24 protein-coding genes are annotated in these 25610 nt (G+C 49.9%); 20 read left to right on the top strand and 4 right to left on the bottom strand.

Features of this window, described 5'->3' with window-relative positions:
- Positions 1–53: 53 nt before the first annotated feature.
- The 14 genes from yceD to FM042_RS02740 all read left to right on the top strand — a co-directional run bounded on the left by yceD (position 54) and on the right by FM042_RS02740 (position 13005).
- Positions 54–572: a 23S rRNA accumulation protein YceD gene (gene yceD / locus FM042_RS02805; RefSeq protein ID WP_143234225.1), complete on the top strand. Its 519-nt coding sequence runs from the start codon at positions 54–56 to the stop codon at positions 570–572.
- A 21-nt stretch (positions 573–593) separates the two neighbouring features.
- On the top strand, positions 594–764 hold the full coding sequence (gene rpmF / locus FM042_RS02800) for a 50S ribosomal protein L32 (protein WP_143234224.1): 171 nt from the start codon (positions 594–596) through the stop codon (positions 762–764).
- Positions 765–770: 6 nt separating this feature from the next.
- Positions 771–1811, top strand: coding sequence for a phosphate acyltransferase PlsX (gene plsX, locus FM042_RS02795; RefSeq protein WP_143234223.1), 1041 nt, complete (start codon positions 771–773; stop codon positions 1809–1811).
- A gap of 36 nt (positions 1812–1847) precedes the next feature.
- A complete protein-coding gene (locus tag FM042_RS02790; protein WP_143234222.1) occupies positions 1848–2810 on the top strand; it encodes a beta-ketoacyl-ACP synthase III in 963 nt (320 codons plus the stop codon).
- Between the two features lie 63 nt (positions 2811–2873).
- Positions 2874–3794: an ACP S-malonyltransferase gene (gene fabD, locus FM042_RS02785; protein ID WP_143234221.1), complete on the top strand. Its 921-nt coding sequence runs from the start codon at positions 2874–2876 to the stop codon at positions 3792–3794.
- 23 nt (positions 3795–3817) lie between these two features.
- Entirely contained in the window at positions 3818–4570 is a 753-nt protein-coding gene (fabG, locus tag FM042_RS02780; RefSeq protein ID WP_408608838.1) for a 3-oxoacyl-ACP reductase FabG, read from the top strand.
- Positions 4571–4708: 138 nt separating this feature from the next.
- The gene (gene acpP / locus FM042_RS02775; protein ID WP_143234220.1) at positions 4709–4945 is read left to right on the top strand and encodes an acyl carrier protein; all 237 of its coding nucleotides are present in this window, start codon (positions 4709–4711) and stop codon (positions 4943–4945) included.
- A 145-nt stretch (positions 4946–5090) separates the two neighbouring features.
- Positions 5091–6329 carry a beta-ketoacyl-ACP synthase II gene (gene fabF / locus FM042_RS02770; RefSeq protein WP_143234219.1) on the top strand — a complete coding sequence of 413 codons (1239 nt, stop codon included), beginning with the start codon at positions 5091–5093 and terminating at the stop codon, positions 6327–6329.
- Positions 6326–7174, top strand: coding sequence for an aminodeoxychorismate lyase (pabC, locus tag FM042_RS02765; RefSeq protein ID WP_143234218.1), 849 nt, complete (start codon positions 6326–6328; stop codon positions 7172–7174). The genes fabF and pabC overlap by 4 nt, the downstream gene beginning before the upstream one ends.
- A 20-nt stretch (positions 7175–7194) precedes the next feature.
- Positions 7195–8277 carry an endolytic transglycosylase MltG gene (gene mltG, locus FM042_RS02760; protein ID WP_143234217.1) on the top strand — a complete coding sequence of 361 codons (1083 nt, stop codon included), beginning with the start codon at positions 7195–7197 and terminating at the stop codon, positions 8275–8277.
- A complete protein-coding gene (tmk, locus tag FM042_RS02755; RefSeq protein ID WP_143234216.1) occupies positions 8274–8894 on the top strand; it encodes a dTMP kinase in 621 nt (206 codons plus the stop codon). Before mltG ends, tmk begins: the two co-directional genes overlap by 4 nt.
- Positions 8882–9859 carry a hypothetical protein gene (locus FM042_RS02750; RefSeq protein ID WP_143234215.1) on the top strand — a complete coding sequence of 326 codons (978 nt, stop codon included), beginning with the start codon at positions 8882–8884 and terminating at the stop codon, positions 9857–9859. The genes tmk and FM042_RS02750 overlap by 13 nt, the downstream gene beginning before the upstream one ends.
- Positions 9860–9906: 47 nt before the next feature.
- The gene (locus tag FM042_RS02745) at positions 9907–10701 is read left to right on the top strand and encodes a TatD family hydrolase (RefSeq protein ID WP_143234214.1); all 795 of its coding nucleotides are present in this window, start codon (positions 9907–9909) and stop codon (positions 10699–10701) included.
- A gap of 405 nt (positions 10702–11106) precedes the next feature.
- On the top strand, positions 11107–13005 hold the full coding sequence (locus FM042_RS02740) for a sensor domain-containing diguanylate cyclase (RefSeq protein ID WP_185960672.1): 1899 nt from the start codon (positions 11107–11109) through the stop codon (positions 13003–13005).
- Here FM042_RS02740 and ansA read toward each other — a convergent pair.
- Together ansA and sppA are read right to left on the bottom strand one after the other, a co-directional pair.
- Positions 13002–14045 carry an asparaginase gene (gene ansA / locus FM042_RS02735; protein ID WP_143234212.1) on the bottom strand — a complete coding sequence of 348 codons (1044 nt, stop codon included), beginning with the start codon at positions 14043–14045 and terminating at the stop codon, positions 13002–13004. The genes FM042_RS02740 and ansA overlap by 4 nt on opposite strands.
- Before the next feature lie 13 nt (positions 14046–14058).
- Positions 14059–15915 carry a signal peptide peptidase SppA gene (gene sppA, locus FM042_RS02730; protein WP_185960671.1) on the bottom strand — a complete coding sequence of 619 codons (1857 nt, stop codon included), beginning with the start codon at positions 15913–15915 and terminating at the stop codon, positions 14059–14061.
- 150 nt (positions 15916–16065) lie between these two features.
- Between sppA and FM042_RS02725 the strand changes: the two genes are divergently transcribed.
- From FM042_RS02725 to argH, 6 genes are all read left to right on the top strand, one after another.
- A complete protein-coding gene (locus tag FM042_RS02725; protein WP_143234210.1) occupies positions 16066–16629 on the top strand; it encodes a nitroreductase family protein in 564 nt (187 codons plus the stop codon).
- A 139-nt stretch (positions 16630–16768) separates the two neighbouring features.
- Positions 16769–17848, top strand: coding sequence for an N-acetyl-gamma-glutamyl-phosphate reductase (gene argC / locus FM042_RS02720; protein ID WP_232366336.1), 1080 nt, complete (start codon positions 16769–16771; stop codon positions 17846–17848).
- Positions 17848–18633: an acetylglutamate kinase gene (gene argB, locus FM042_RS02715; RefSeq protein ID WP_143234209.1), complete on the top strand. Its 786-nt coding sequence runs from the start codon at positions 17848–17850 to the stop codon at positions 18631–18633. The genes argC and argB overlap by 1 nt, the downstream gene beginning before the upstream one ends.
- 42 nt (positions 18634–18675) lie before the next feature.
- Positions 18676–19587, top strand: coding sequence for an ornithine carbamoyltransferase (argF, locus tag FM042_RS02710; protein WP_143234208.1), 912 nt, complete (start codon positions 18676–18678; stop codon positions 19585–19587).
- A complete protein-coding gene (locus FM042_RS02705; RefSeq protein ID WP_143234207.1) occupies positions 19584–20819 on the top strand; it encodes an argininosuccinate synthase in 1236 nt (411 codons plus the stop codon). Before argF ends, FM042_RS02705 begins: the two co-directional genes overlap by 4 nt.
- On the top strand, positions 20816–22657 hold the full coding sequence (gene argH, locus FM042_RS02700; RefSeq protein ID WP_143234206.1) for an argininosuccinate lyase: 1842 nt from the start codon (positions 20816–20818) through the stop codon (positions 22655–22657). The genes FM042_RS02705 and argH overlap by 4 nt, the downstream gene beginning before the upstream one ends.
- Positions 22658–22767: 110 nt before the next feature.
- Here the strand turns inward: argH and asnS are convergent, their stop codons facing one another.
- Together asnS and bioA are read right to left on the bottom strand one after the other, a co-directional pair.
- On the bottom strand, positions 22768–24168 hold the full coding sequence (gene asnS / locus FM042_RS02695; protein WP_143234205.1) for an asparagine--tRNA ligase: 1401 nt from the start codon (positions 24166–24168) through the stop codon (positions 22768–22770).
- Between the two features lie 128 nt (positions 24169–24296).
- A complete protein-coding gene (bioA, locus tag FM042_RS02690) occupies positions 24297–25580 on the bottom strand; it encodes an adenosylmethionine--8-amino-7-oxononanoate transaminase (protein WP_143234204.1) in 1284 nt (427 codons plus the stop codon).
- Positions 25581–25610 lie beyond the last annotated feature (30 nt).

Below are 25610 nucleotides of genomic sequence, written 5' to 3'. Positions count from 1 at the left end.
GCACGTGAAATTTCTTTGACTATCCACCTTTCAACCATTATCATTCGCGCGCTATGCAAAAGGTTCGTATACCGCTTTCGGTTGACCCGGTACGAAATTCAGGTAAACGTCTTTCTTTTGATGGGGTTATCCCCTCGAAGAATTTGCCACGTTTTAATGAAGTACTGGCATCACCCTGTTCAGACGTAGAGGTCACGCTAACGTTTGATACAGATGAGCAAAAGATTCACTATTTTCGTGGTCGAGCGAGAGCAAACGTCGAGTTAGCTTGTCAGCGGTGCGGAGAGTCCATGCCCTGGGAGCTAGAGACAGAGTTTCAGTATGCACCGATAACCCGGCGGCAAACCGCGGAAGAGTTACCGGAGCATTACGAGGCAGCTGTGTTAAATGAGCTAGGAGAGGTGCTGCTCCATCCCCTAGTAGAAGACGAGCTGCTGGTCGCCTTGCCACTTGTGGCAAAGCATACTGAGCAGGACTGTGCGATTAAGAGTGACGCAATGAGTTGGGGCGAGCTTCCAAAGGAAGCAGAAAAGCCAAATCCGTTCGCTGTGTTACAAAAGCTTAAGAAATAAACGATTCAGGAGACGAGTCAAATGGCTGTACAAAAAAACCGCAAAACCCGTTCTAAGCGCGGGATGCGTCGTTCACATGACGCACTGGGTGGCGCTGCGCTGTCTGTCGATCAGACCAGCGGCGAAACTCACGTTCGTCACCACGTAACCGCTGACGGTTACTACAAAGGTAAGAAAGTCATCGCCGGCTAAGGGCGTATGGCGAAATTAACTCTTGCCATTGATGCGATGGGCGGGGACCGCGGTCCCTCCATCGTTGTTGCAGCGCTCATCCGAGCGCTGCAGTCGTTTCCGGAGGTTGACTTTATCCTCACCGGGGACGAACCTCGTTTAAAAGCCTTGCTCAATCGCGAAGCAAAGCATCTCAAAGCCACGGACCGAGCCCGGATCCGCATCCATCACACTACACAAATTGTGCAAATGGATGATAAACCAAGCCAATGCCTACGTCATAAAACCGACTCTTCGATGCGTATTGCCATTGATTTGATCGCAGAAGGTGACGCTCAGGCGTGTGTCAGCGCGGGTAATACGGGTGCCTTGATGGCCATGGCTTATCTTCGCTTGAAAGTTCTACCCGGTGTATTACGTCCGGCGTTAATCGCACCCATCCCAAACGAGCAGGGCGGCCAAAGTCTGCTATTAGATCTTGGCGCTAACCCCCAGTGTGATGCCGATACGTTATTCCAGTTTGGGGTGATGGGATCGGTGATTGCCCAAGAGCTCACGGGGATATCCGAGCCGCGCATTGCACTACTGAATATGGGGACAGAAGAAATTAAAGGTCCCGATGTGGTAAAACAAGCTGCGCTGCTGCTGGCGAACTCGAAGCATGTTCACTATCAGGGTTTTATTGAGGGTTCTGATTTATTCGCGGGTAAAGCCGATGTTATTGTGTGCGATGGTTTTACTGGAAATATCGCCCTGAAAAGCTGTGAAGGCATGGCGCGCATGGTGTACGACCATCTTAAACGTAGCTTAAAGTCGCATTGGTTAAGTCGTGCTCTGGTGTGGTTGCTCTACCGACGCCAACGCAAAGCATGGTCTTGGCTCAACCCCGACCAGTACAACGGTGCAAGTTTGATAGGATTGCGCGGAGTTGTCGTGAAAAGCCATGGCAATGCGTCGGCCAATGCATTTTACAGCGCTATTGAACATGCCATCGCAGAAGCCGAATCTGACTTGCCAAAACGCATTCACGACCGAGTCGAACAAGTGCTGTCTGAACAGCATACCTAAGAGTTGCACCACGACTCATTAGGTACAAGGAGTCGCATGTTTGCACGATTAGCCGGAACTGGCCATTTTTTACCAGAAGACGTACTTACCAATGCAGAGCTCGAGCGCCGCGTGGATACCAGTGATACCTGGATCCGAGAGCGAACGGGAATTCGTGAGCGTCGCGTGTGTGGGCCTGACGAATCAGTGGTGTCGATGGCGACCGAAGCCGCTAAACGCGCCCTGAATGCTGCAAACCTTCCTGCCGAACAATTGGATCTTATTGTGGTTGCCACGACCTCTGCGGACCGTGCATTTCCAAGCGCTGCCTGTGAGGTACAACATGCTCTTGGCATTACGGATACGCCTGCCTTTGACGTCGCAGCGGCCTGTTCGGGATTTCTGTTCGCGATGTCAGTGTCGGAAAAATATATTGTCAGCGGTGCCGCGAAGCACGTATTGGTTATCGGCAGCGATGCTTTAACCCGCATGTGTAACCCGGATGACCGTAATACTATTATCTTATTTGGTGATGGTGCGGGGGCAGCGGTCTTTTCCGCCGCGGAAGAACCGGGTATTCTCTCGACCCATATCTACAGTGCTGGCGAGTTCGCCTCCTTGTTAGGGGCGGATCATCCCACTCGCAGTGATGAAGCGTTACAACAAGAAGCATGGTTATACATGCGGGGGCGGGAAGTATTTAAAGTCGCAGTAGAAAAACTAGCGGAATTAGTTGAACATACGTTAGCGCATCACAATATGGCGGCGAGTGAGTTGGATTGGCTGATTCCCCACCAGGCAAATTACCGGATAATTCAGGCCACTGCACGTAAATTAAACATGCCTATGAGCCAAGTGGTGATGACCTTAGAGAAAACCGGGAATACATCGGCTGCATCGGTGCCTATTGCGCTTGATATGGCAATCCGCGATGGTCGTATTCAACCTGGGCAAACGCTTTTATTAGAAGCCTTTGGCGGCGGATTTGCCTGGGGCTCTGCATTAATCCGTTATAATTAGCTGATCGGAATCACTCCGAAGCGAACACTTATTAATTTAGTAACACATAAAGAAGGATTTCCAATGACACAACGTTGTGCATTCGTTTTTCCAGGTCAGGGCTCACAGTCTGTGGGCATGCTTTCTGAACTTGCTAGTGCATTCCCGCAAGTAGAAGCGACCTTTGCTGAAGCTTCGCAAGTGTTGGGCTATGACTTGTGGAAGGTCGTGCAAGACGATCCCAAAGGGCAATTAAATCAAACAGAAGTGACACAGCCTGCATTGCTTGCGGCAAGTGTGGCTATCTATCGCTGTATTCCCGAGTCACAAAAGCCAACATACATGGCGGGTCACAGTTTGGGTGAGTATTCAGCACTTGTATGCGCAGGTGCTTTAGACTTTGGTGATGCTATTCGTTTAGTCGAGCTTCGTGGTAAAGCGATGCAAGAAGCCGTACCTGCTGGGCAGGGCGCCATGGCAGCGATTATTGGCCTCGATGATGACGCAGTCATTGCCGCCTGTGCTCAGGCAGCGCAAGGGCAAGTGGTATCCGCAGTGAATTTCAATTCGCCGGGCCAAGTTGTTATTGCCGGAGAAAAAGACGCGGTAGCGCGTGCAGGTGAGGCGTGTAAAGCGGCTGGAGCAAAGCGGGCGTTACCGTTACCGGTCAGCGTCCCTTCGCATTGTGCGTTGATGGCACCGGCCGCAGAAAAACTTGCCAATGCACTCGACAATATTGATGTGAAAGTGCCTGTGATCCCAGTGATTCATAACGTGAATGTGGGCATTGCGAGCACCTCTGAAGCGATTCGTGAGGCTTTAGTGGCGCAATTGTATTCCCCAGTACGCTGGACGGAAACCGTCGCTTGGTTAGCGCAGGAAGGAATCACCACCCATTACGAGTTAGGTCCAGGCAAAGTGTTGTCAGGCTTGGCTAAACGCATTCATAGCGATGTGAGCTGCTCTGCAGTGAATGCACCTGATGCAATTCACGCATTCGCATAAATATTAAATCATTAGGAGTAATTATGACTTCTCCATTAATCGGCAATCTTGACGGTCAGGTTGCGTTAGTTACAGGCGCGACGCGAGGTATTGGTAAAGCCATCGCAGAAGCATTTGTTGCGGCTGGAGCCACCGTGATTGGCACGGCCACCAGTGAAAAGGGCGCCGCCACCATTTCTGAGTACCTTGGCGCTCAGGGCACGGGTAAAGTACTGGACGTAACCGCTGAGGGTGCTATTGAAGCCCTTATCGCTGATGTGCAAAGCAGTTACGGTAAAATTGATATCTTGGTGAATAACGCCGGAATTACCCGCGATAATTTGCTTATGCGGATGAAAGAAGACGAGTGGGAGCAAGTGTTAAATACCAATCTTACTGCGGTATTTAAGATATGTAAGGCGGCGATGCGTGGTATGATGAAAAATCGTCACGGTCGCATTATCAATATTGGTTCTGTGGTTGGAACGACAGGTAATCCTGGGCAAGCGAACTACTGTGCTGCAAAAGCTGGTCTGATTGGTTTCAGTAAGGCCTTAGCCAAAGAAATCGCCTCGCGTGGGGTGACTGTGAACGCTGTTGCGCCTGGATTTATCGATACCGATATGACGAAGGCATTGACCGATGATCAACGGGAGCGTATTTTTGATACTATTCCAGCGGCTCGGTTAGGCAAACCAGAAGAAATTGCTGCGGCAGTGTTATTCTTGGCTTCGCCAGGTGCAGCCTACGTGACCGGGGAAACAATTCATGTGAATGGCGGCATGAACATGGCGTAATCGCCGAAATTCTCAGCAAAATCTAGGCTTACGAGGTAAGACCTCAGCCATTTAGCTAAATTTTTGCTTTAATCGTGGTGTCTGATTGACTACACTACACGCAAATTTATTTAAGATACCTTTATTTGAGGGTTAAACATGAGCACTATCGAAGAACGCGTAAAGAAAATTATCATTGAGCAACTCGGTGTTAAAGAAGACGAAGTGAAGCCTGAAGCTTCTTTCGAAAACGACCTGGGTGCAGACTCACTGGACACGGTTGAATTAGTAATGGCTCTGGAAGAAGAGTTTGAAACTGAAATTCCAGATGAAGAAGCTGAGAAGATCCGCACGGTTCAAGCAGCTATCGACTACATCAACAAGCATTCTTCGTAAGTAAAGCTTGGTTGTAAGGAAGGCGGAATGAAAATTCCGCCTTTTTTTATGTGCTTAAAATAGCCCTCAATCCGTAATACAATTAAGGTATGGTTTACGGCAACCCCAGAAAACCTCAGAGAATGGCAGAACAAGGATATCTTTGATGAGCAAACGCAGAGTTGTTGTCACAGGCCTCGGCATGGTGACTCCAAATGGCTTAGATACGGAAACCACCTGGGCTTCGATTATTGCTGGAAAGTCTGGGGCTGGCCCCATTACCCATTTTGATACCCAAGGCTATAGCACCCAGTTTGCGTGTTTAGTGAAAGACTTTGATGTGAGTGCCTATATGCCTGCCAAAGAAGCGCGGAAAATGGACACCTTCATTCAGTATGGGGTGGTTGCCGCTCAGCAAGCCATTGCGGATTCAGGTCTTCGCTTCGATGAGCGTAATGCGCATCGTTGCGGCGTAATGATTTCTTCCGGTATCGGAGGCCTTCAGGGGATTGAAGAGAATCACCAAAAATTATTGGAAGGCGGCCCGCGTCGGGTGTCACCATTCTTTGTGCCCAGCTCCATTATTAATATGATTTCTGGCCAGGTATCGATGATGTATGGCTTAACTGGGCCGAATATGGCAATCGTAACCGCCTGTACCAGTGGTGTACATAATATCGGTCAAGCGGCTCGTATTATTGCGTATGGCGATGCTGACGTGATGCTAGCCGGCGGAGCAGAAAAGGCATCGACCCCTTTAGGTATGGCGGGTTTTGCGGCGGCACGGGCATTATCAACCCGTAACGCAGCACCAGATGAAGCTAGCCGACCTTGGGATAAGGACCGAGATGGATTTGTCCTCGGGGATGGTGCAGGGGTCATGGTGTTAGAGAGTTTTGAGCATGCAAAAGCTCGGGGCGCGAAAATCTATGCTGAACTGACTGGTTTTGGCATGAGCGCAGATGCCTTTCATATGACCGCACCACCAGAAGATGGGCGTGGTGCAGCGGCATCCATGCGTCATGCGTTGCAGGATGCGGAACTATCTGTGGATAAGGTGAGTTATATCAATGCTCACGGCACTTCAACGCCTGCGGGTGATATCGCTGAAACAAGAGCCATTAAATCTGTGTTCGCAGCAGATGCGAAGCGGGTTCCTGTAAGCTCCACTAAATCAATGACCGGGCACTTGTTAGGCGCCGCTGGTGCAGTGGAAGCTATTTTCTCAGTGTTGGCGATTCGTGATCAGGTGCTTCCGCCCACGATTAACTTAGAGAATCCTGATCCCGAATGTGATTTGGACTACGTGCCACATACGGCTCGTGATGCAAAAGTTACGGCAACCTTGTGTAATTCCTTTGGTTTTGGCGGAACCAACGGTAGTTTGGTGTTTCAACAAATATGATGCCGTCGGCCTATACATGGCGCCAGGGCCAGCTTGGGAGTGCGCTGTCGTTGCATGACCGCGGTTTAAATTTTGGCGATGGCTGTTTTACCACCATTCGTCTCGATCGCAACCAGGCTGGGTATTGGCAGTGTCATCTGTGGGCATGGCACCATCAACGCCTACTGGATACCTGTGAGCGCCTCGGTTTTTCTTGTCCCGACGATCTTGCCTTTGGTGTAGACCAAGTATTAAAGACTATATCGACATCATACGACGCCGCGCATGCGGTACTTCGTATTACGGTCACTCGCGGGGAGGGTGGCAATGGCTATCTCCCAGACGCTGATAGTCAACCTGCAGTGATCTTTCGGCTCACGAGCTATCCCCAGTATTATCAAAACTGGCAACGCTTAGGTATTGGCATGGGCTTGGCCGAGTTTCAAGTGGCAATACAGCCTGCATTTGCTGGCTTAAAAACCCTTAACCGGTTAGAGCAAGTGGCGATTAAACAAGAGCTTGCGACAACCGCATATGATGATTTGATCGTCACTGATCGCGAGGGGTATTTGGTCGAAGCTTCTGCCGGTAACTTGTTTTGGCGCGTCGATGACCAGTGGTTTACCCCAGCGCTCAGTCATGCCGGTGTGGATGGGGTGGTGCGCCAATGGTTGATCAGGCACAATCCAGATGTACAAGTGGTGCGTGCTTTGCCTAGTGTATTGACTGATTGTGATGAAATGTTTGTGTGCAATGCATTAATGGGCTTAGTACCGGCATGCTCAATTGGCGAGCGACAATTACCCAAGGTTCGGTGTTATAGCGCGTGCCTAACCACGGGTAAATTACCGAAAACAACGGAATAAATCAGAATGATTCGAGTGTTATGTTACGTCGATTAATCGCTATTTTATTAGGTCTATTTATTATTCTGGCATTGCTACTCGGTTCTGCTTATGGCGGCCTGTACTGGTGGTTTCACCATGGCGGAGAAGTGAGTACCAGAGCGCATAGTATAGATGGTGCCGGAGCAATCGAAGTATTGGAAGAAACGCCAATAAATCTGTACGCAGGCGATGGCGTCGTGCTTTTTGAAATCCCTCGTGGTGCGCATCGGCGTGGTATTGCACGTTCACTTGAAGAGCGTGGGTTTTTAACGCCTCAGCAATGGAATCAGTGGGCGGTACGTTTATTTATGCCCAATGCCCGTTTTCAAGCTGGTGTTTATGCGTTAAACGACGGTGAAACACCGGCGCAGTTGTGGACTCGATTTGCCCGTGGCAACCAACATCTTTTTTCCATTACCTTTGTCGAAGGTAGTGAGTTTAAACACTGGCAAGCACAGCTGGAAGCTCATCCATATATTCGCTCCCAATTGGGTGATACACCTGTTAGCGAGATTATGAGCATACTTGGCAGCGACCATGGGCATCCGGAAGGGTTATTGTTCCCAGATACCTACCGCTTTTATGCGGGCACCACCGATTTAAGGATTTATCAGCAAGCATTTCAACGCATGCAGACGGTGCTGCAGCAAGAATGGGAACAGCGAGACCGCACGGTTCCGCTATCTACGCCTTACGAAGCATTGGTGTTGGCATCTATTGTGGAACGAGAAACCGGGGCCACCCATGAGCGGGGTTTAGTGGCTAGTGTTTTTGTGAATCGATTGCACACAGGAATGCGTTTACAGTCGGATCCAACCATTATCTATGGCTTAGGGGACCGCTATCGTGGGGTAATCTATCGATCTGACATTCAGGAGCATACCCCATATAATACTTATCGCATTGATGGCTTGCCGCCAACGCCTATTGCCATGCCGGGTGCTGCGGCAATCCGAGCGACACTGCAACCAGAATCTTCAGAGTACTATTACTTTGTGAGCCGAAATGACGGTACCCATGTGTTTTCACGCACCTTGGCTGAGCATAACCGCGCGGTCAACCAATATCAGAGGAATCGATGAAAGGACGCTTTATTGTTATAGAGGGCCTCGAAGGCGCCGGTAAAAGCTCCGCGGTAGCGACGGTGACTGCGTGGCTAACACAGCAAGGGCATTCTTTTATTACGGTGCGGGAACCGGGCGGAACGCCCTTTGCCGAAGCTCTCCGGGATTTGGTGAAGCAGGACTGGAAAGAGCATATTACTGCAGAAGCGGAATTACTGTTGATGTATGCGGCCAGAGTGCAATTAGTAGATAACGTGATTAAACCTGCATTGACGCAAGGCCAATGGGTCGTTGGTGATCGCCATGACCTCTCTTCGCGAGCATATCAGGGTGGCGGCCGGGAGTTGGGAGACGAGAAGCTTCAGCACTTAAAACACCTCACATTGGGTGATTTTCAACCGGACCTCACATTGTATCTTGATATTAATCCTGAAATTGGTTTAGCCCGGGCGCTGCAACGTGGTGATCTGGACCGTATTGAAAAAGAAACCCTAGAATTTTTTCACCGAACCCGAGCGCGTTATCGTGAGATTGCAACGCAAGAATCCGGTATCTGCGTCATAGACGCTAGCCAAGACATCAAACAGGTGCAGCGTGATATAACCGAAGCGTTGGAGCAGCAATGGCCCGCGTAAGCTTTCCCTGGATTCGCCCCTTATGGCAACAACTCAGTGAGGCGGCCCTTGGTGGCAGTCTCGCCCATGGCATTGGCATTGAATATCAACCCGAGTTAGGCAGTGAACAGTTACTTGAACAGTTATCGCGATTATTGCTCTGTCAAAAGCCGGTACAGGATACAAAAGGGATCCGTGCCTGTGGTCAGTGTAAGCAGTGCTTATTGTATAAAGCAGGCACGCACCCAGACTTACTGCGTATACAACCGGAGCCGGGCAAACAGCTGGGTGTAGATGCGATTCGAAAGGTTGGTGCCTTTGCCCAGCAAAGTGCTGCCCAAAGCGGCAATAAAGTGGTGCATGTGGTACATGCGGATAGCATGACGCTGGCAGCGGCCAATAGTTTGCTGAAAACCTTGGAAGAACCACCGGAAAATACATATTTAATTGTAAGCGCCGCGCAATTCTCGTTACTGTTGCCGACGGTGCGTAGCCGATTGATGATGTTTCCAATCCCGCGCCCACCGCTTGATACGATCGCTGCATGGCTCACGCAACTCGTTCCAGATGCGACCATTTCCGATGCGTTAGTCAGCTATGCCCAGAAACGTCCACTCACTGCACTGCAGCTGCTGAAAGATGGGCAGGCGCTTCCGCAAGCGATGTTGGATGATGTGGTATTTGGCAGCGTGCAGTTGCCGAAAGATAATGAAGGCATTGAACAATTCGTGATGAGTGTCATTGAGTCTCTGCATTTAACGCTTCGCGATTATAGTGAGCGCAATACATATCCTACTTGGGCAAAGGCCCATGTCGAGACGAATCCGAGTGGTTTTGCACAGGCTTTAAGTGATTGTTACCAAACAGGCATTGTGTTGCGACGAGAGCTACAGGGGCCGGGCTTAAATGCGCAATTGCTGAGCCAGCGTTGGTTACACGATTGCCGTAGGCGCTTATTGCTGGCACGAGAGACCATGGCCAATTAGCCCTGGTATTGGTTGAACACGCACTGATTTAATTAGTAAGGGTAGTCATGTTTGTCGATTCCCATTGTCATCTGGATAAACTTAAACTCACGAAAAGCCATGGCATTGATCATGTGCTGAACGAGGCACGCGCGGCGCAGGTTGAGCACATGCTGTGTATCGGTGTTACGCTCGACGATTTTCATGAAATGCAAAGTATTGTGGGTTCACATTCTGAAGTGAGTTTTTCCTGTGGTGTGCACCCATTGTATGTCGCCAAACATGGCTTTAACGAGCAGGGATTGCGCGACTTATGCAAACGCGAAGATGTTGTCGCTGTGGGTGAGACGGGTCTTGATTACTATTACGATAAAGAGCACCACCGCATTCAACAAGACAGCTTTGCCTGTCATGTGGATATCGCGACCACGCTGAAGAAACCCCTGATTATCCATACCCGTGATGCCCGCAGTGATACCATTGATATCTTACGAAATGGTCACGCTGAGCGATGTGGTGGGGTTATGCATTGCTTTACCGAGAGCCTTGAGATGGCAGAGCAAGCAATGGACTTGGGCTTTTACATTTCAATTTCAGGTATTGCCACGTTTGCCAACGCGAAAGAATTGCGCGAGGTTGTGCGCCATATTCCCCTTGAGCGTTTGTTGATTGAAACGGATTCACCATGGCTTGCACCGGTTCCGTATCGTGGTAAGGAAAATCAACCCGGTTATGTTCAACACGTTGCGCAATGTGTGGCCGAACTCAAAGATGTGGGCGTCGATGAAGTTGCCGCCACGACGCGACATAATTTTTATCACCTATTTGGTGTTCAACCAACACCACTTGCGAGTGAGAGCTAATGCGCGTCGCTTATTATTAGCTATGAACGATTGAACTTTAGATAAAGAAAAGCTCGGAACCAAGGGGGGAGGTGTTCCGAGCTTAGGGGAAGGGCTCATATAAGAGCCGTGCGCTAATACCAAACTGAACATTTCCTTAGGGGACGAAAGGTTCAGTTGGCCCATAAAGTTGTTGCCTATCTTTAATAGTAGCCGAAGTGCCTATCTTTTCCAGAATATGATTAAAAATTAGCCAAATGCTTACAAATGTCAATATATTGTATACAAAATTTGCTGAAAGCGGCGGTCTAGCGATAGAGTTAGATGATAACTAACGCCATTGAAATATAACGAGGCATTCGTCAGATGCTTTTTAACCGGCTCACAATACGTCTAGCGCTTTCCCTCACCGTGGCTCTTGTGGTTATGATGACGATTAGCATGTGGACGTCATTACGCATGCAAGAAAATACCTTGCGTGAGCAAGCGGCGGTGCGTGCTGAGCAATTTGCTTCGAGCCAACGAATCCAATTAGAACTGGCGCTAGACACCCGCGCCGATGCTCTGCGCGAGTTAAAGCGCAACTTACTTACGTGGCTTGAGCCGCACCCAGAACTTAAGGACGAAGCCGGGCTTAAAGTTTTATTTGATAGCCTTTGGTTACTGGACCGTGACGGTTATTTAGTTGACGCATGGGATTCTAATTCAGAACGCCTTGCACGGACTGCTAATTTTGCTTCGTTTTATGCCAGTGATATTTTTCAACGGGTCAAACAAGATGATGCCCTGGTGATTTCTGAGCCAGTAGACAATTTGGATGGCTATCCCGATATTGTTCACTTCGCCTACGGCTTACACGACCAAGGCGAGTTTCTTGGCGCCATCATTGGCAATATTGCCTTAAGAGATCATCGTTTATTTCGGGAGTTAGCCACGCTCGAAGTGGGCACCCACGGATATATCTCCATCGTTTCCGAAGCAGGCAAAATATTGTTTCATCCGGATCCGGAAACCACATTGCGGCAATTACCTGAAGATAAATTTTCTCAGATTATGCATGAGGCCCAGCGGAATAAACCGACTGCCTATATGAACAGCTTCAATAACGTACCTAGCATGATCAGCGTGAGTCATTTTGCCGGTGCGAACTGGTACATATTGGTAGTGCAACCCATTGAAGGCGTGTATGCCCCTCTCGATGCACTGCGTAATATGCAATTACAGGTATTTGGCACGGGCGCGGTGATCAGTGTGGTGCTTTTTATCTTGCTCCTAAGTTATCAATTGCGGCCCATACGTCATTTACGACAACACACGGAGTCTATTATTGCGGGCGATGCTAATTTTTTGCCGGTGCCCCGATTACGCGAATTACGCCCGCTCGTCCAACGCTTCAATTCACTGTTGAAGCAAAATATTAAGCAGCAGCAAGCTCTGGAAGAGCGGAAGGCTTATTTTGATATTGTATTGCAGACGTCACCGGTCGGTCAGTTTATGACAGAGCCTAGTGGCAAGTTCGAATTTATCAATAAAAAATTAGAGGAACTGACGGGTTTCACATTGGCGGAACTGCGGGCAACAGGAATGCGGGCACACATCCTAGAAGAAGATATAGAGAAAGTGGTGGCCATGTGGACGGGGGTACTTAAAGACACTCATCCTTCGGAAGTTGATTTTCGATTTACCCGAAAAGATGGCACTGTGATTTGGTTGCATGTTGAAACCACCCCGGTGATTGTTCAGAAAAATTGTTTGGGGCACGTGGGCACAGTGCGCGATGTAACCTCATCGTACACGGAGATAGAAAACCTGCGTACTCTGGCTACGATTGATGCCCTTACAGGTTTGTTAAACCGTCGTGGGCAGGATCAAGCGCTTAAAAAAGTGATTATGAACGCGCGATTGTTCCATGAGTCAGTCATTGTATTGGTGATCGACCTAGATGGCTTTAAAGCAGTGAATGACGAGGCCGGTCACGACATGGGTGATCAAGTACTGAAGCGGGTGGCGCAAATATTAATGGAACACACGCGAGAAACTGATTTTCTGGGCCGTATGGGCGGGGATGAGTTTATTCTTATTTTGCCAAAGTGCCCAGTAAATCGCGCACGCGACATTGCAAAGGAAATTGTCGAGGATATTGCGCTCATTCCTCAGGATTTAACCTGCCCAATCGTGACTGCCAGTGTGGGCCTGACTGAACTCCGTGAAGATGACTCGGAGCCCGATGATGTGGTAAGGCGCGCAGATAAGGCCGCTTACGCGGCTAAGCATGCAGGCCGTAATCAAGTATTTGAAGACTTCAAGAGCAAGGCAACGAATTAACGTGTATCTTGTCCACTCGGTGGCGTTAATTCACCGCGTAGATTGTCCATCAAAGCATCTTGAATGGCTGTGATGTCAGTTTCTTGCGATAACAAATAATGCAGTTTGGTCAAGGCTGCTTCAATGGTGAGATCATAGCCGGGAATTACCCCAATATCCGCGAGAGCGTTGCCAGTTGCATAGCCCTGCATATTGACGGTACCTTTAAAGCATTGGGTACAATTCAAAACAATCACACCGGCTTCTACAGCGCGCTTCAATGATTTAATTAATGCGCCATGTTGGGGCGCATTTCCTACACCATAGCTTTGTAAAATAAGGGCCTTAACGGGGTGCTGTACCAAGTTATCGATGATTTTCTCACTCATGCCGGGGTACAGTGTTACTACTCCGATTTCCTGGGCGGCGATGCTCGCCACTTGCAATGGCTCTTGCAGGATAGGGCGGATCTCACCGGCGATCAGCTCGATATCAATTCCGGCTTCCAGAAGTGCAGGGAAGTTTGGTGAAGCAAAGGCATCAAACCCATCGGCGTCGGCTTTGGTAGCGCGGTTGCCCCGAAATAACCGATTGTTAAAGAACAAAGTGACTTCATGAATCGGATAATGGGCAGCCAAATACAAGGCGTTCAGGAGATTTGTTTGTCCGTCCGAGCGCAACGCAGCAAGCGGGATTTGCGATCCGGTCACAATCACTGGCTTGCCTAGATTGGAAAACATAAAGGACAGAGCCGATGCCGTGTAGGCCATAGTATCGGTGCCGTGAAGAATGACAAAACCGTCGTAGGCATCGTAATGTTCTTGGATGTCTTGAGCGATACGTTGCCAATCATGCGGCGTCATATCCGATGAATCCATCAGTGGTGCGTATTCACACAGGGTGAACTCTGGCATTTCTGGGCGATAAAATTCCGGCATTCCCTTAATACTTTCAGCCAAAAATCCCGGGGCAGGAATGTAGCCATGGGCTGACTTCATCATGCCGATGGTACCGCCTGTGTAGGCAATATAAATACGCTTACGGGCTGTTGAACGGCTCATAACGGCTCCTTCCTTAATGAAACACGGGCTCGCATTCGAGACAGCGACTATATACGCCGCGAGCATCACTAAAATCCTCGAGGACCTGTAGATCTTGCAACAATTGTTGCAACAAACGTTGACGCAAAGGAGAAACCTGACCTTCAGCACTGAGCTGAGATACTAAAGTGCGCTCTAGTAATCGCTCAATGACTGCATTCAGGCCACGGGTTTCCCTTGCTGGTCGCGTAATTTGGTAATCATCAACGTCGGCCAGTTCGGCTGCTCGCGCGATGGCCATTTCAAATTCTCCGATGCCATCCACAAGACCATGGTGCAACGCATCCGCTCCCATCCAAACGCGACCTCGGGCAATGGCGTCTACTTCGTCGGCGCTAAGCCCACGACTTTCTGCCACAATATCAATAAAATCTCGGTAGATGCGTTCAATATTGCGCTGAATTAAGCGCTCAGTTGTGCTGTCTATCGGCCTATTGCTATCAATATAGGGCATTTCCGTTGAGCTCACACCGTCGGCGTATATCCCAAGTTTCCCGAAGCCTTCTGTCGCATTTAGGAATAACCCAAAGACACCGATGGAACCGGTAAGGGTCGCCGAGCTTGCGTAAATCTCGTCCGCACCGGCAGCAATCCAATAGCCACCAGAGGCGGCTACCGAACTCAGAGAGGCCACTACAGGTTTGCCTGCATTGCGCAGGCGAGCAAGTTCCTCGCGTATTTTTTCCGAAGCAAAAGCACTACCACCGGGGCTATCGATACGAATTACCACTGCTTTAACGCGATCATCGAAGCGAGCCGCCCGCAATTGGCGCACGAGCCGATCAGCACCAATGGTACCGGCATTGCGGTCACCATCGTGGATGGTACCGCGGGCGATAACCATACGAATCTGTGCGTCGGGGAGTTCTTTCGAGCGCTTTTTGTCATGATGGCGTTGGGCATAATGATAGTCCCGCCATCCAATCCGCTGAAAACTGTTGGCATCGGCGTCTTCACCTGCGTGAGCCACTAAAAGTTGGCGCATGGCGTCGCTGTCCATTAAACCATCCACCAAGCCTTCGTTCATAGCGAGTTGTGCATGGGAATCGTTGGCCTTGGTGAAGGCAGCTTCAAAATCCTCGATACGACCACTGAGTAGTGCGGGGGTGATGTCTCGTTGAGCGGAAACACCATTGAGATATTCTCGCCATAGGGTATCGATCCACGCCTGATTGGCTTCCCGGGCTTCATCAGACATTGCATTACGGGCGTATGGTTCTACTGCACTTTTGTATTCGCCTACACGAAAGATATGCGGGGTAATATGCAACTTATCGAGCAAATCCCGGAAATAATTTTGATAGGCGTGGTAGCCATCAAAGGTAACTGCACCATGGGGGTGTAGGTACACCGCATCGGCATGGGCGGCAAGAAAATATTGGGATTGGGAGTAATAATCACCGTAAGCGAATACTGGGCGACCGGTATCTCGAAAGGATTGCAAGCGATCGCCGAGCACTTGTAACTTGGATAAACCACCGCCCCAAAAGTAGCCTAAGTCAAGCAGAATTCCACCAATATCCGGATCCGCAATGGCGTAGTCTAAGGTTGATATAAGTTGATGGAAGTCTACTTCCGGTACAGGCGGGGTGCCCATAGAACGCTGCATGAGGCGATCAGCAGGAGCAATATAGGTGAGCTCTTCCACCAGTACGCCACTAGGATTCACGACTAAGAAAGCGCCCGATTGATACTCGGGAATATCGTCGTCTCGGATCATGATAAGAAAAACAAAGATAAGCACGGCAAAGAACACGACGTTCACAATCACTTTGCGTGCATTGTTTAAGAAGGTCCATAACGGACGCAATAATTTGCCTAAAAATTTCATGGTTTGGTTCCAACAGGCTTGGAGACTTTTTCGCTGCAATGATAAAGTGAGCCATAGTGTAACTGGTTCTTGCATCGATGCGTAGCTGCAAATGCTAGCCCAAGTAATAGAACCGAATAATTAACAACGACTCTAGCAAAGGAACCCTGAATGGATGCCGTTGACCTCCTTTTAAATCGCACATCAATGCCACGCCTTACGGCTCCAGGTCCGGATGCCAAAGCTCTCAAGTTACTTGAGAAGGCGGCATTGCGGGTGCCGGATCATATGGGACTTACGCCGTATCGATGTGACGTATTTAGCGGCGAACGTTTACAAGGGTTGAGTGAAACCTTTGCTGCGGTGGCGCAACTGGAAGGTTTACCGGATGTGGAGCAACAACGCGCTCCTCAGCTTCCGCTTCGAGCACCCTGTGTGATTGCGATAGTCACCGCCTATGTGGACCATCCAAAAGTCCCGCGTCAGGAACAGTACGCGTCTGCAGCATGCGCAACGTTGGCGATGCAGCAAATGGCGTTTGCACTTGGTCTTGGCGCCATTTGGCGTACTGGGATCTTCGCGGAGTCAGAGCATATGAAGGCGGAACTCGGAGTCAGTTTAGATAATGACATTGTCGGTTTCTTGTATATTGGTACACCGGCAGTGCCAACACCCATTAAGCCGGAAAAAGAGAAATTGATTTTCAGTTTTGGCGCAGCCGCGAAGCAAGAGTAAAAACTCGCTTGTGAATTTATATGCATAAATAAAGCATAAATATATTGAAATTAGCGGTTAATTTCGTTAGCATGTGTTCATCATGTTGGCGAGCCATTGGCGACGCCCGTTTGCTTAGAAATTTAGGGTTCGTCAAATCGTGTCAAAATCCATAGCAGTTTCCACCAATACCGTTGAGAATCCGCCTTCTTTTATGGCAAAGAAAGCACGGGTGATGGTATTGGGTGCTTCTGGCTACAGCGGCTGCGAATTGTTAAGAATTTTGCATAACCATGCATATTTCGATGTGGTCGCTGCATTTTCTTCTGAGTCTTCAAAGCCGCAGCTTTGGCGTGAGATTGCTGCAAGTGCAGCGGGCAGTAGCGATTTGCTGATTCAGCCGTGGTCACAGAATAGCTATGGACTTGCGGCTTCTTGTGATGCGGTGTTCTTAGCCTTACCCCACGAAGTGAGTGCGACTATTGCGGCACAATTACTCCCGCTTGGCTGCAAAGTATTTGATTTGTCTGGGGCCTACCGTTTTAAAGATCCAGAGCAGTTCGGTGAAACCTATGGTTTCGCGCATCCGCACCCAGAACTTCTTGGTGATGCGCAGTATGCGTTAATGGAGCTAGCGAACCTGGATTCGCAAGGGCAGTTGTTTGCCATCCCTGGTTGCTATCCAACAGCCGCGACCCTTGCGTTACAGCCTGCGTGTGAGAGCGCGCTTCTCGCCCCGGCGTCAGTACCAACCATTACTGCGATAAGCGGGGTTTCTGGCGCCGGACGAGGAGCAAACCCACGTACATCATTTTGTGAAGTGAGCGTGCAAGCCTATGGTGTACTCAGCCATCGGCACAGCCCTGAAATTGTGAACAATTTAGGCACCCCTGTGGTATTTACCCCGTTATTGGGCCCTTACAAACGGGGCATACTCGCCACTTGTGTTGCCCAATTGCGCAAAGGCATAAGTGCCGATCAGGTGCATCAGGTATATCAAGCGCGCTATCAGGATCATCCGTTTATACGTTTAGTGCAGCAGCCACCGGCTATTGACCATGTGGCGGGTACGCCGTTTTGCCATCTTTATATTGCCGTTCAGGGGCAAAATCTTGTGGTGATTTCTGCCATTGATAATTTATTGAAAGGAGCGGCATCCCAGGCCATCCAAGCAGCGAATCACGTATTTGGGTTTCCACGTCATGCGGGCTTCTCAGGTTTTATCAGGGAGGAAAGCTAATGGCATCACCCTATTCGGTTATTAAAGTAGGTGGTGCTGTATTGGACCATCCGAACGCACTAGCTAATCTACTTACGGCCTTAGCCGAAACGCGCACACCATTTGTACTGGTGCACGGGGGTGGGAGCCAAACTGATCACATGCTAAAACAAGCTGGCTATCAAAGTGAAAAGATTAATGGTCAGCGAGTAACGCCTCAAGCCCACATGGATATTGTGACAGGGGCCTTAGCTGGAACCGTAAATAAACGCATCGTAGGGATTGCTCAGCACGCTGGATTTAAAGCTGTGGGATTGAGTTTGGCGGATGGTCCATTGCTCTATATGCAACGGAATCATCAGCTCGGTTGTGTTGGTGAGCCGAGCATAGAAAACCAAGACGGTATTGGGGCAACCTTGTTGACCCTATTATTGGCGCAGGGATTCTTACCTGTGGTGAGTTCAATCGGCGTCGATCAGACAGGTCAATTGCTGAATGTAAATGCTGATTATGCTGCTGCCGCGCTAGCGAATGTGCTTGGGGCTCGCCTTATTTTGCTGAGTGATGTGAGCGCTATCGTGGATGCTACGGGCAAACCATTAAGCGTACTTGCATTTAGTGAAGCGCAACGTTTACTCCAGCAGGACTTTATCCTTGGCGGCATGAAAGTGAAACTGGCCGCCGCACTGCTAGCCGCTGAGCGTTCACGACGAATCACGGCGATCGCGGGATGGGCTCAGCCTGAATCTGTGATCGCACTCCTCCATGGGGAATACCGGGGAACCTGTATTCTTCCTGCAAAATAAGTTACTGCGCACCCCGAATTTATATTTAGAGACATACAACCTATGCATTTACTTTCGTTATTTGACGTGAACGCCACGCAAATCAAGCACATGTTAACCCTTGCCGGCTATATGAAAGCCCATCCGGCAAGTTTTCAAAACTCCTTGAAAAGCAAATCCATTGCCATGCTTTTCGAAAAACCGAGTTTGCGTACCCGGGTGAGCTTTGAAGTGGGGATTCATCAGCTTGGCGCACAGCCAATTTATTTAGATGCGCAAATGGTCCAGCCTGGCCAGCGCGAATCCGTTGAAGACATCGCCCGCAACCTGGCGTGTTGGACCCATGGCATTGTCGCTCGCGTGTTCAAACATGAAACCTTGCATAAGCTTGCGGCAGCGCGAATTCCCGTGATCAACGCTTTGTGCGATATACATCACCCATGTCAAACCTTAGCGGACCTGTTAACGATTCAGGAGCGTTATCCAATTGATATGAAAGTTGTCGATATCCTGTATGTGGGCGAGGGCAATAACGTGTGTCAAAGCTTGATGGTAGGCGCAGCGGCACTTGATCTTAAACTTACGGTAATTTGTCCGCCTAACTATGGCCCACAAGCGTCTTTTTTGCGGGAATTAAACAAGCGTTACCCGCAACATAGAATCACCTTGGGTCACGATCTATCGACAGTAAGTCACGCCGATGTGGTGTATACCGATACATGGTTATCCATGGGGGATAACCGCGATTACAAAGCAACGTGCGAAATCTTTGCGCCGTACCAAGTGAACCAAGCATTGATAAAACGCCTTGCCGCAACCACGGTAATGCATTGTTTGCCGGCACATCGTAACGATGAGATCACGGATGAAGTGATGGATGGGCCAATTAGTGCCGTCTTGCAACAAGCCGAAAACCGTTTATATGTTCAGAAAGCCGTATTTCACCATCTTTTCGAGGAGTTCTCACAGGTATGAGCCAATCACACACAGCCGTTACCCCTTCGGTCAACAAGGTGGTATTAGCCTATTCCGGCGGATTGGACACGTCGGCTATTGTTCCTTGGTTAAGGGAAACCTATGACTGCGAGGTAATCGCCTTTGTGGCCGATGTGGGCCAAGGGGATGAGGAGCTTGAAGGGATTGAAGCGAAGGCTCTGAAGTCTGGCGCATCTGCCTGCTATATCGTCGATTTAAAGGACAAGTTCGTAAACGAATTGATCGCACCGGCTATGCAGGCAGGCTGCATCTATGAAGAACAATACTTATTAGGTACCGCGCTCGCGCGGCCAGTAATTGCCGAAGCTCAGGTGCAGGTTGCGCTTGAAGTCGGTGCCGACGCTGTGTGTCACGGTTGCACCGGAAAAGGCAACGATCAGGTTCGTTTTGAGAGCACCTTTGCTGCCCTTGCGCCGCATTTAACCGTGATTGCCCCCTGGCGGGAGTGGGATATGCGATCGCGTCAGGATTTGTTGAACTATCTGGCTGAGCGGAATATTAAGACCACAGCCAGTGCGACCAAAATCTATAGCCGTGACGCAAATTTGTGGCATATCTCCCACGAAGGTGGAGAGCTCGAAGACCCATGGAATGCGCCTACGGATCAGGTATGGACTTTGTCGGTGTCGCCTCAGCAAGCGCCGGATACCACAGAAGTAGTGGATTTAACCTTTGACGCGGGTATTTTAACCCATGTAAACGGGTCAGCTATGACCCAAACTGAAGCGCTAGTTGCCTTGAATAGCCTGGGGGCAGCCCATGGTGTCGGTCGCATTGATATTGTGGAAAATCGCTTAGTGGGGATGAAGTCTCGGGGCTGCTATGAAACGCCCGGTGGCGCAATTTGGTATCAGGGCCTGCGTGGCTTAGAGGAACTGGTTCATGATCGTCCCTGTCAGCGATTACGTCATCAACTGGGTCAGCAACTGGCCGATGTACTCTATGATGGTCAGTGGTTTACTCCAGTGCGGGAAGCGTTACTTGCAGCGGTGGCAGTGTTGGCCCAGAAACTCACCGGCACGGTGCGTTTAGGGTTGTATAAAGGCAATATCACGGTGCTTGGGCGTAAATCTCCTTTTACTTTATATTCGGAGGCCTTTGCTACATTTGAAGAAGACGAAGTGTACCAACAAAAAGATGCCGCCGGATTTATTCGCTTGTTCAGCCTATCCAGCCGGATTCGGGCATTAAAGCAAGGAGGTTTACAATGAGTATGTGGGGAGGCCGCTTCGAACAAGCGAGTGCTGGCGAGTTTCGAGCGTTCAATGATTCCTTGAAATTCGATTATGTGTTGGCGCCTTTTGATATTCAAGCGAGCAAAGCATGGGTCAATGCATTAACCGAGCAGCAATTATTAACCAACGATGAGCAGGAAATTCTGCAAAGTGGGCTTGATCGCTTGCTGCAGCGAGTACAAAAAGATCCTAGGGCGCCGCTATCATCTAATGAAGAGGATATTCATAGCTGGGTTGAGTCGGAACTGCAAAAACTGATCGGCAGTACCGCGCGTAAATTGCACACAGGGCGGTCTCGCAATGATCTGGTGGCTACGGATCTGCGCTTATGGTCGCTGGCTAAAACCCATACCATTGGTGAGCACCTCTTGGCGGCGATCGACGCATTGCTTGCCTTCGCTGAGCGCTATGAAGAGGCCGTCATGCCCGGTTATACCCATCTGCAACGGGCACAGCCGGTGTTAGTGAGTCATTGGGCGTTAGCCTATGTGGAAATGTTGGAACGGGACTTGGAACGTTTAACTCAAGCCCGCGAACGGTTGTCGCAATCTCCCCTAGGCTGTGGTGCCTTAGCTGGATCTGGGATCGCCGTTGAACGTCACGAGATTGCCGCAGAACTAGGCTTCAATGGACCATGCCGTAACAGCTTAGATGCAGTGTCGGATCGGGATTTTGTCATCGAGTTATTAGCAACCGCCAGTCTTAGCATGGTGCATTTGTCTCGATTGTCGGAAGACATCGTGTTTTATTGCTCCGGCGAGGCGGGTTTATTTTTGCTCGGCGATGCTATTTCGAGTGGTTCATCGCTTATGCCACAAAAGAAAAACCCAGATGTATTTGAGCTTATCCGTGGAAAAACCGGGCGGGTTGCCGGGCATTTGCAAGCCATGTTAATGACCGTGAAGGGTTTGCCGCTAGCTTATAATAAAGATATGCAAGAAGACAAAGAAGGCTATTTTGATGGCTTAGCCCAATGGCAACAGTGTTTAGCCATCATGGCCTATGCCTTGCCGCATTTGCGGGTCGACACGCAAGTGGCGCAACACGCTGCGGAGCTTGGCTATTCCAATGCCACAGATTTGGCGGATTACTTGGTTGGGCAGGGGATTCCTTTTCGGGATTCCCATGAACTCAGCGGTAAGCTCGTGCTAATAGCTATCCAGCAAGGTGTGCCTTTAGAGGCGCTCACCCTCGCCGACATGCAACAAGTTAGTTCACGGATTAACGAAGACGTGTACGCGGCGCTGGCGCTGATGTCGGGGATGAACCGTCGCTCAGCTTTAGGCGGAACGGCCCCTGCTAAAGTACATTCAGCCCTTCGCCGGGCACGTCAACGCTCGCAGGCACATGCCGCAGCGTTAACCCACGTGCGCCAAGCAAAACTCACCGACGTGCCTAAGATTGCCGAATTGATTCGCTATTGGGCAGCGAAAGGGGAGCATTTGCCGCGTCAGGAACAAGATATTATGCAAGCAATCCACCAGTTTGCCGTCGCTGAGCTAAATGGCGAGATTGTCGGGTGCGGGGCGTTGTATGTATTTGGTACAGGCTTGGCAGAAATTCGCTCTCTAGGCTTGCAAGAAGGTTTGCAAGGGAAAGGCATGGGGGCAGAGTTGGTAAACTTTCTTTTGGATCAAGCGCGCCATTTAGGTATCGCGCGAGTAATTGCGCTAACACGGGCGCCCGCGTTTTTTGCCAAACTTGGCTTTACCATCGCCGATAAGAGCCGTTGGCCTGAAAAAGTTATGAAAGATTGTGAATTCTGTCCGCGCAAGCACGCCTGTGATGAGACGGGTTTAGAAATTCGCCTGTAAGGTGAAAAAAGACCTTTGAAAGCCCCCAAGGTGAAAACGGATGATAGGCACATGACCTATCATCCGTTTTTTCTAAGTTTCTCTGGGTTTTTCTGGATTGCTGTTGCGGTTTAGAAGTCAGCGTTATTCGGTGAGCGTGGGAACGGAATCACGTCGCGGATATTCTGCACGCCGGTCACGTAAGCCACTAAGCGCTCGAAGCCAAGACCGAAGCCTGCATGTGGCACGGTGCCATAGCGGCGTAAGTCACGATACCAGCTGTACTCTTCTTTCGGTAGCTTCATTTCATCCAAGCGCTGATCAAGCAGATCTAAACGCTCCTCACGGGCGCTACCGCCAATGATCTCGCCAATACCAGGGGCAAGTACGTCCATTGCGGCTACGGTCTTACCATCGCTGTTTTGGCGCATATAAAAGGCTTTAATATCACGAGGGTAGTTTTTTAATATTACTGGGGCACCTACGTGCTCCTCTGCCAAATAACGCTCGTGCTCAGATTGTAAATCCACACCCCAAGCCACTGGGTAATTGAACGCTTTACCGCATTTTTGCAGGATGTCTACCGCGTCGGTATAGTCCATGTGGACGAATTCATTATCAATAACGTGTTGTAATCGGCTGATGGCTTCTTTATCAATGCGTTCGGCGAAGAAGGCCATATCGTCGGCGCGCTCGTTTAACACCGCCTTGAACACATATTTCAGCATATCTTCTGCAAGGGCCGCCATGTCATCAAGATCGGCAAAGGCCACTTCCGGTTCAATCATCCAAAACTCTGCTAAATGACGGCTGGTATTGGAATTCTCTGCACGAAAGGTTGGACCGAAGGTATACACGTTCGAGAGGGCGCAGGCGTAGGTTTCTACGTTGAGCTGCCCCGAAACCGTGAGGAATGCCTCTTTGCCGAAGAAATCTTCTTTGAAATCCACCTTGCCGTCTTCAGTGCGTGGAAGATTCATTAAATCCAAGGTGGATACACGGAATAATTCACCAGCACCTTCGGCATCGCTGGTGGTAATAATAGGCGTGCTAATCCAATAGAAGCCGCGCTCATGAAAGAAGCGATGGACAGCTTGGGCAAGACAATGACGCACTCGGGTCACAGCACCCGTGATATTGGTACGCGCACGCAAATGTGCGAATTCCCGTAAATATTCCATACTGTGGCGTTTGGGAGCCATCGGATAGGTATCTGGATCTTCGACCCAACCAACGACTTCAACTGAAGTGGCTTGCAACTCAAAGGCTTGACCCTTACCTGCAGATTCCGCAACGGTACCGGTAACGATCACGGAGCAGCCTGTAGTAAGACGCACCACTTCCTGATTGTAATTATCCAGATGATTGGGGGCCACGGCTTGGATAGCATCGAAACATGATCCATCGTGCACATTAATAAACGAGATTCCCGCTTTGGAATCACGTCGGGTACGCACCCAACCCCGTACTGTGACGGTATCGCCCAGTGCAAACTTCCCGCCCAATACATCTTTAATAACCGCAATCGTCATGGGTTTTTATTCTCCGAAACGCTTAGCCAAGTAAAATCGGTGCTTTTTATGCAAAATCGCACGCAAATTAAGGCGGTCATGTTACTTTTTTGTGCGCATTGACGCAATGTGAAATCATGCTTTTGCGCTTATTTCCCGCACTCACACCAGGCGCAGATCGCTTGGGTAATTTGCTTTAATTGATCGGTCTGAATCACATAGGGTGGCATGACATAGATTAAGCGCCCAAAGGGTCGAATCCAAACACCTCGGTCAACAAAGAAGCGCTGGGCCTTCGCGACGTCTACTGGGGCTTTCATTTCAACCACACCAATAGCGCCAAAGCAACGTACATCGGCGACTGAATCAAACTCTCGACAAGGGGCGAGTCCCGTTGCCAATTGTTCGCCTATGGCTTCCACTTGCTGCTGCCATGCGCCTTGTTGAATGATGCCCAAGCTGGCTGACGCTACAGCGCAGGCGAGGGGATTGGCCATAAACGTTGGGCCGTGCATCAACGCACCACCGCCCGGTCCTTTTCCGATGGTTTTGGCAATGTGACGCGTAGCGATGGTGGCCGCTAGCGTCATGTAGCCGCCACTCAATGCTTTACCGACGCACATAATATCTGGGGTGATTCCTGCGTGCTCGCAAGCAAACAAGCGCCCGGTACGACCAAATCCCGTGGCAATCTCATCGGCGATCAGCAATACATCGTAGTGATCACAGAGCGCCCGTGCTTTACGTAGGTATTCTGGGTGGTAAAAACGCATCCCCCCGGCGCCTTGTACTATTGGCTCCAGAATGAACGCGGCGATAGACCCATGATGTTCCGCAAATAACGCCTCAAGCACCTGAGTTTCAGTCTCGTTCCATGACTCCCATGGTTTGATAACAGGGGCGGGGGCGAAATGATGTTTAGCCAAGATGCCGGTAAATAGCTCATGCATACCATTAACCGGATCACACACGGACATCGCTGCAAAGGTATCGCCATGGTAGCCCTGACGAATCGTCAGCAACTGAGTTTTCTCAGGCTTGCCGCGACTGGCTTGATACTGCAATGCCATTTTAATGGCGACTTCCACGCTAATGGAGCCTGAGTCTGCTAGAAAAACCGCATCAAGGGAGGGAGGCGTCATGGCCACGAGTTGTTTTGCGAGATCCACGGCAGGTCCGTGGGTGATCCCCCCGAACATAACATGGGCCATTCTATCGAGTTGGTTATGGGCCGCTTGATTGAGGTCGGGGTGATTGTATCCGTGTACAGCCGACCACCAGCTGGCCATACCGTCGATCAATCGCCGACCATCTTCAAGCTCCAGTTCAACCCCACGGGCGGACACTACAGGATACGTGGGCAGTGGAGAGGTCAGAGATGTATACGGATGCCATATATGGCGCTGGTCGAAGGCAAGATCAATCGGCTGCATAGTGTATAATTTAACCACTTGTAAAATTTA

Origin of the sequence: Aliidiomarina halalkaliphila (assembly GCF_007096385.1) — a bacterium.
Lineage (GTDB): Bacteria > Pseudomonadota > Gammaproteobacteria > Enterobacterales > Alteromonadaceae > Aliidiomarina > Aliidiomarina halalkaliphila.
This window is presented reverse-complemented; position numbering and strand designations above follow the sequence as displayed.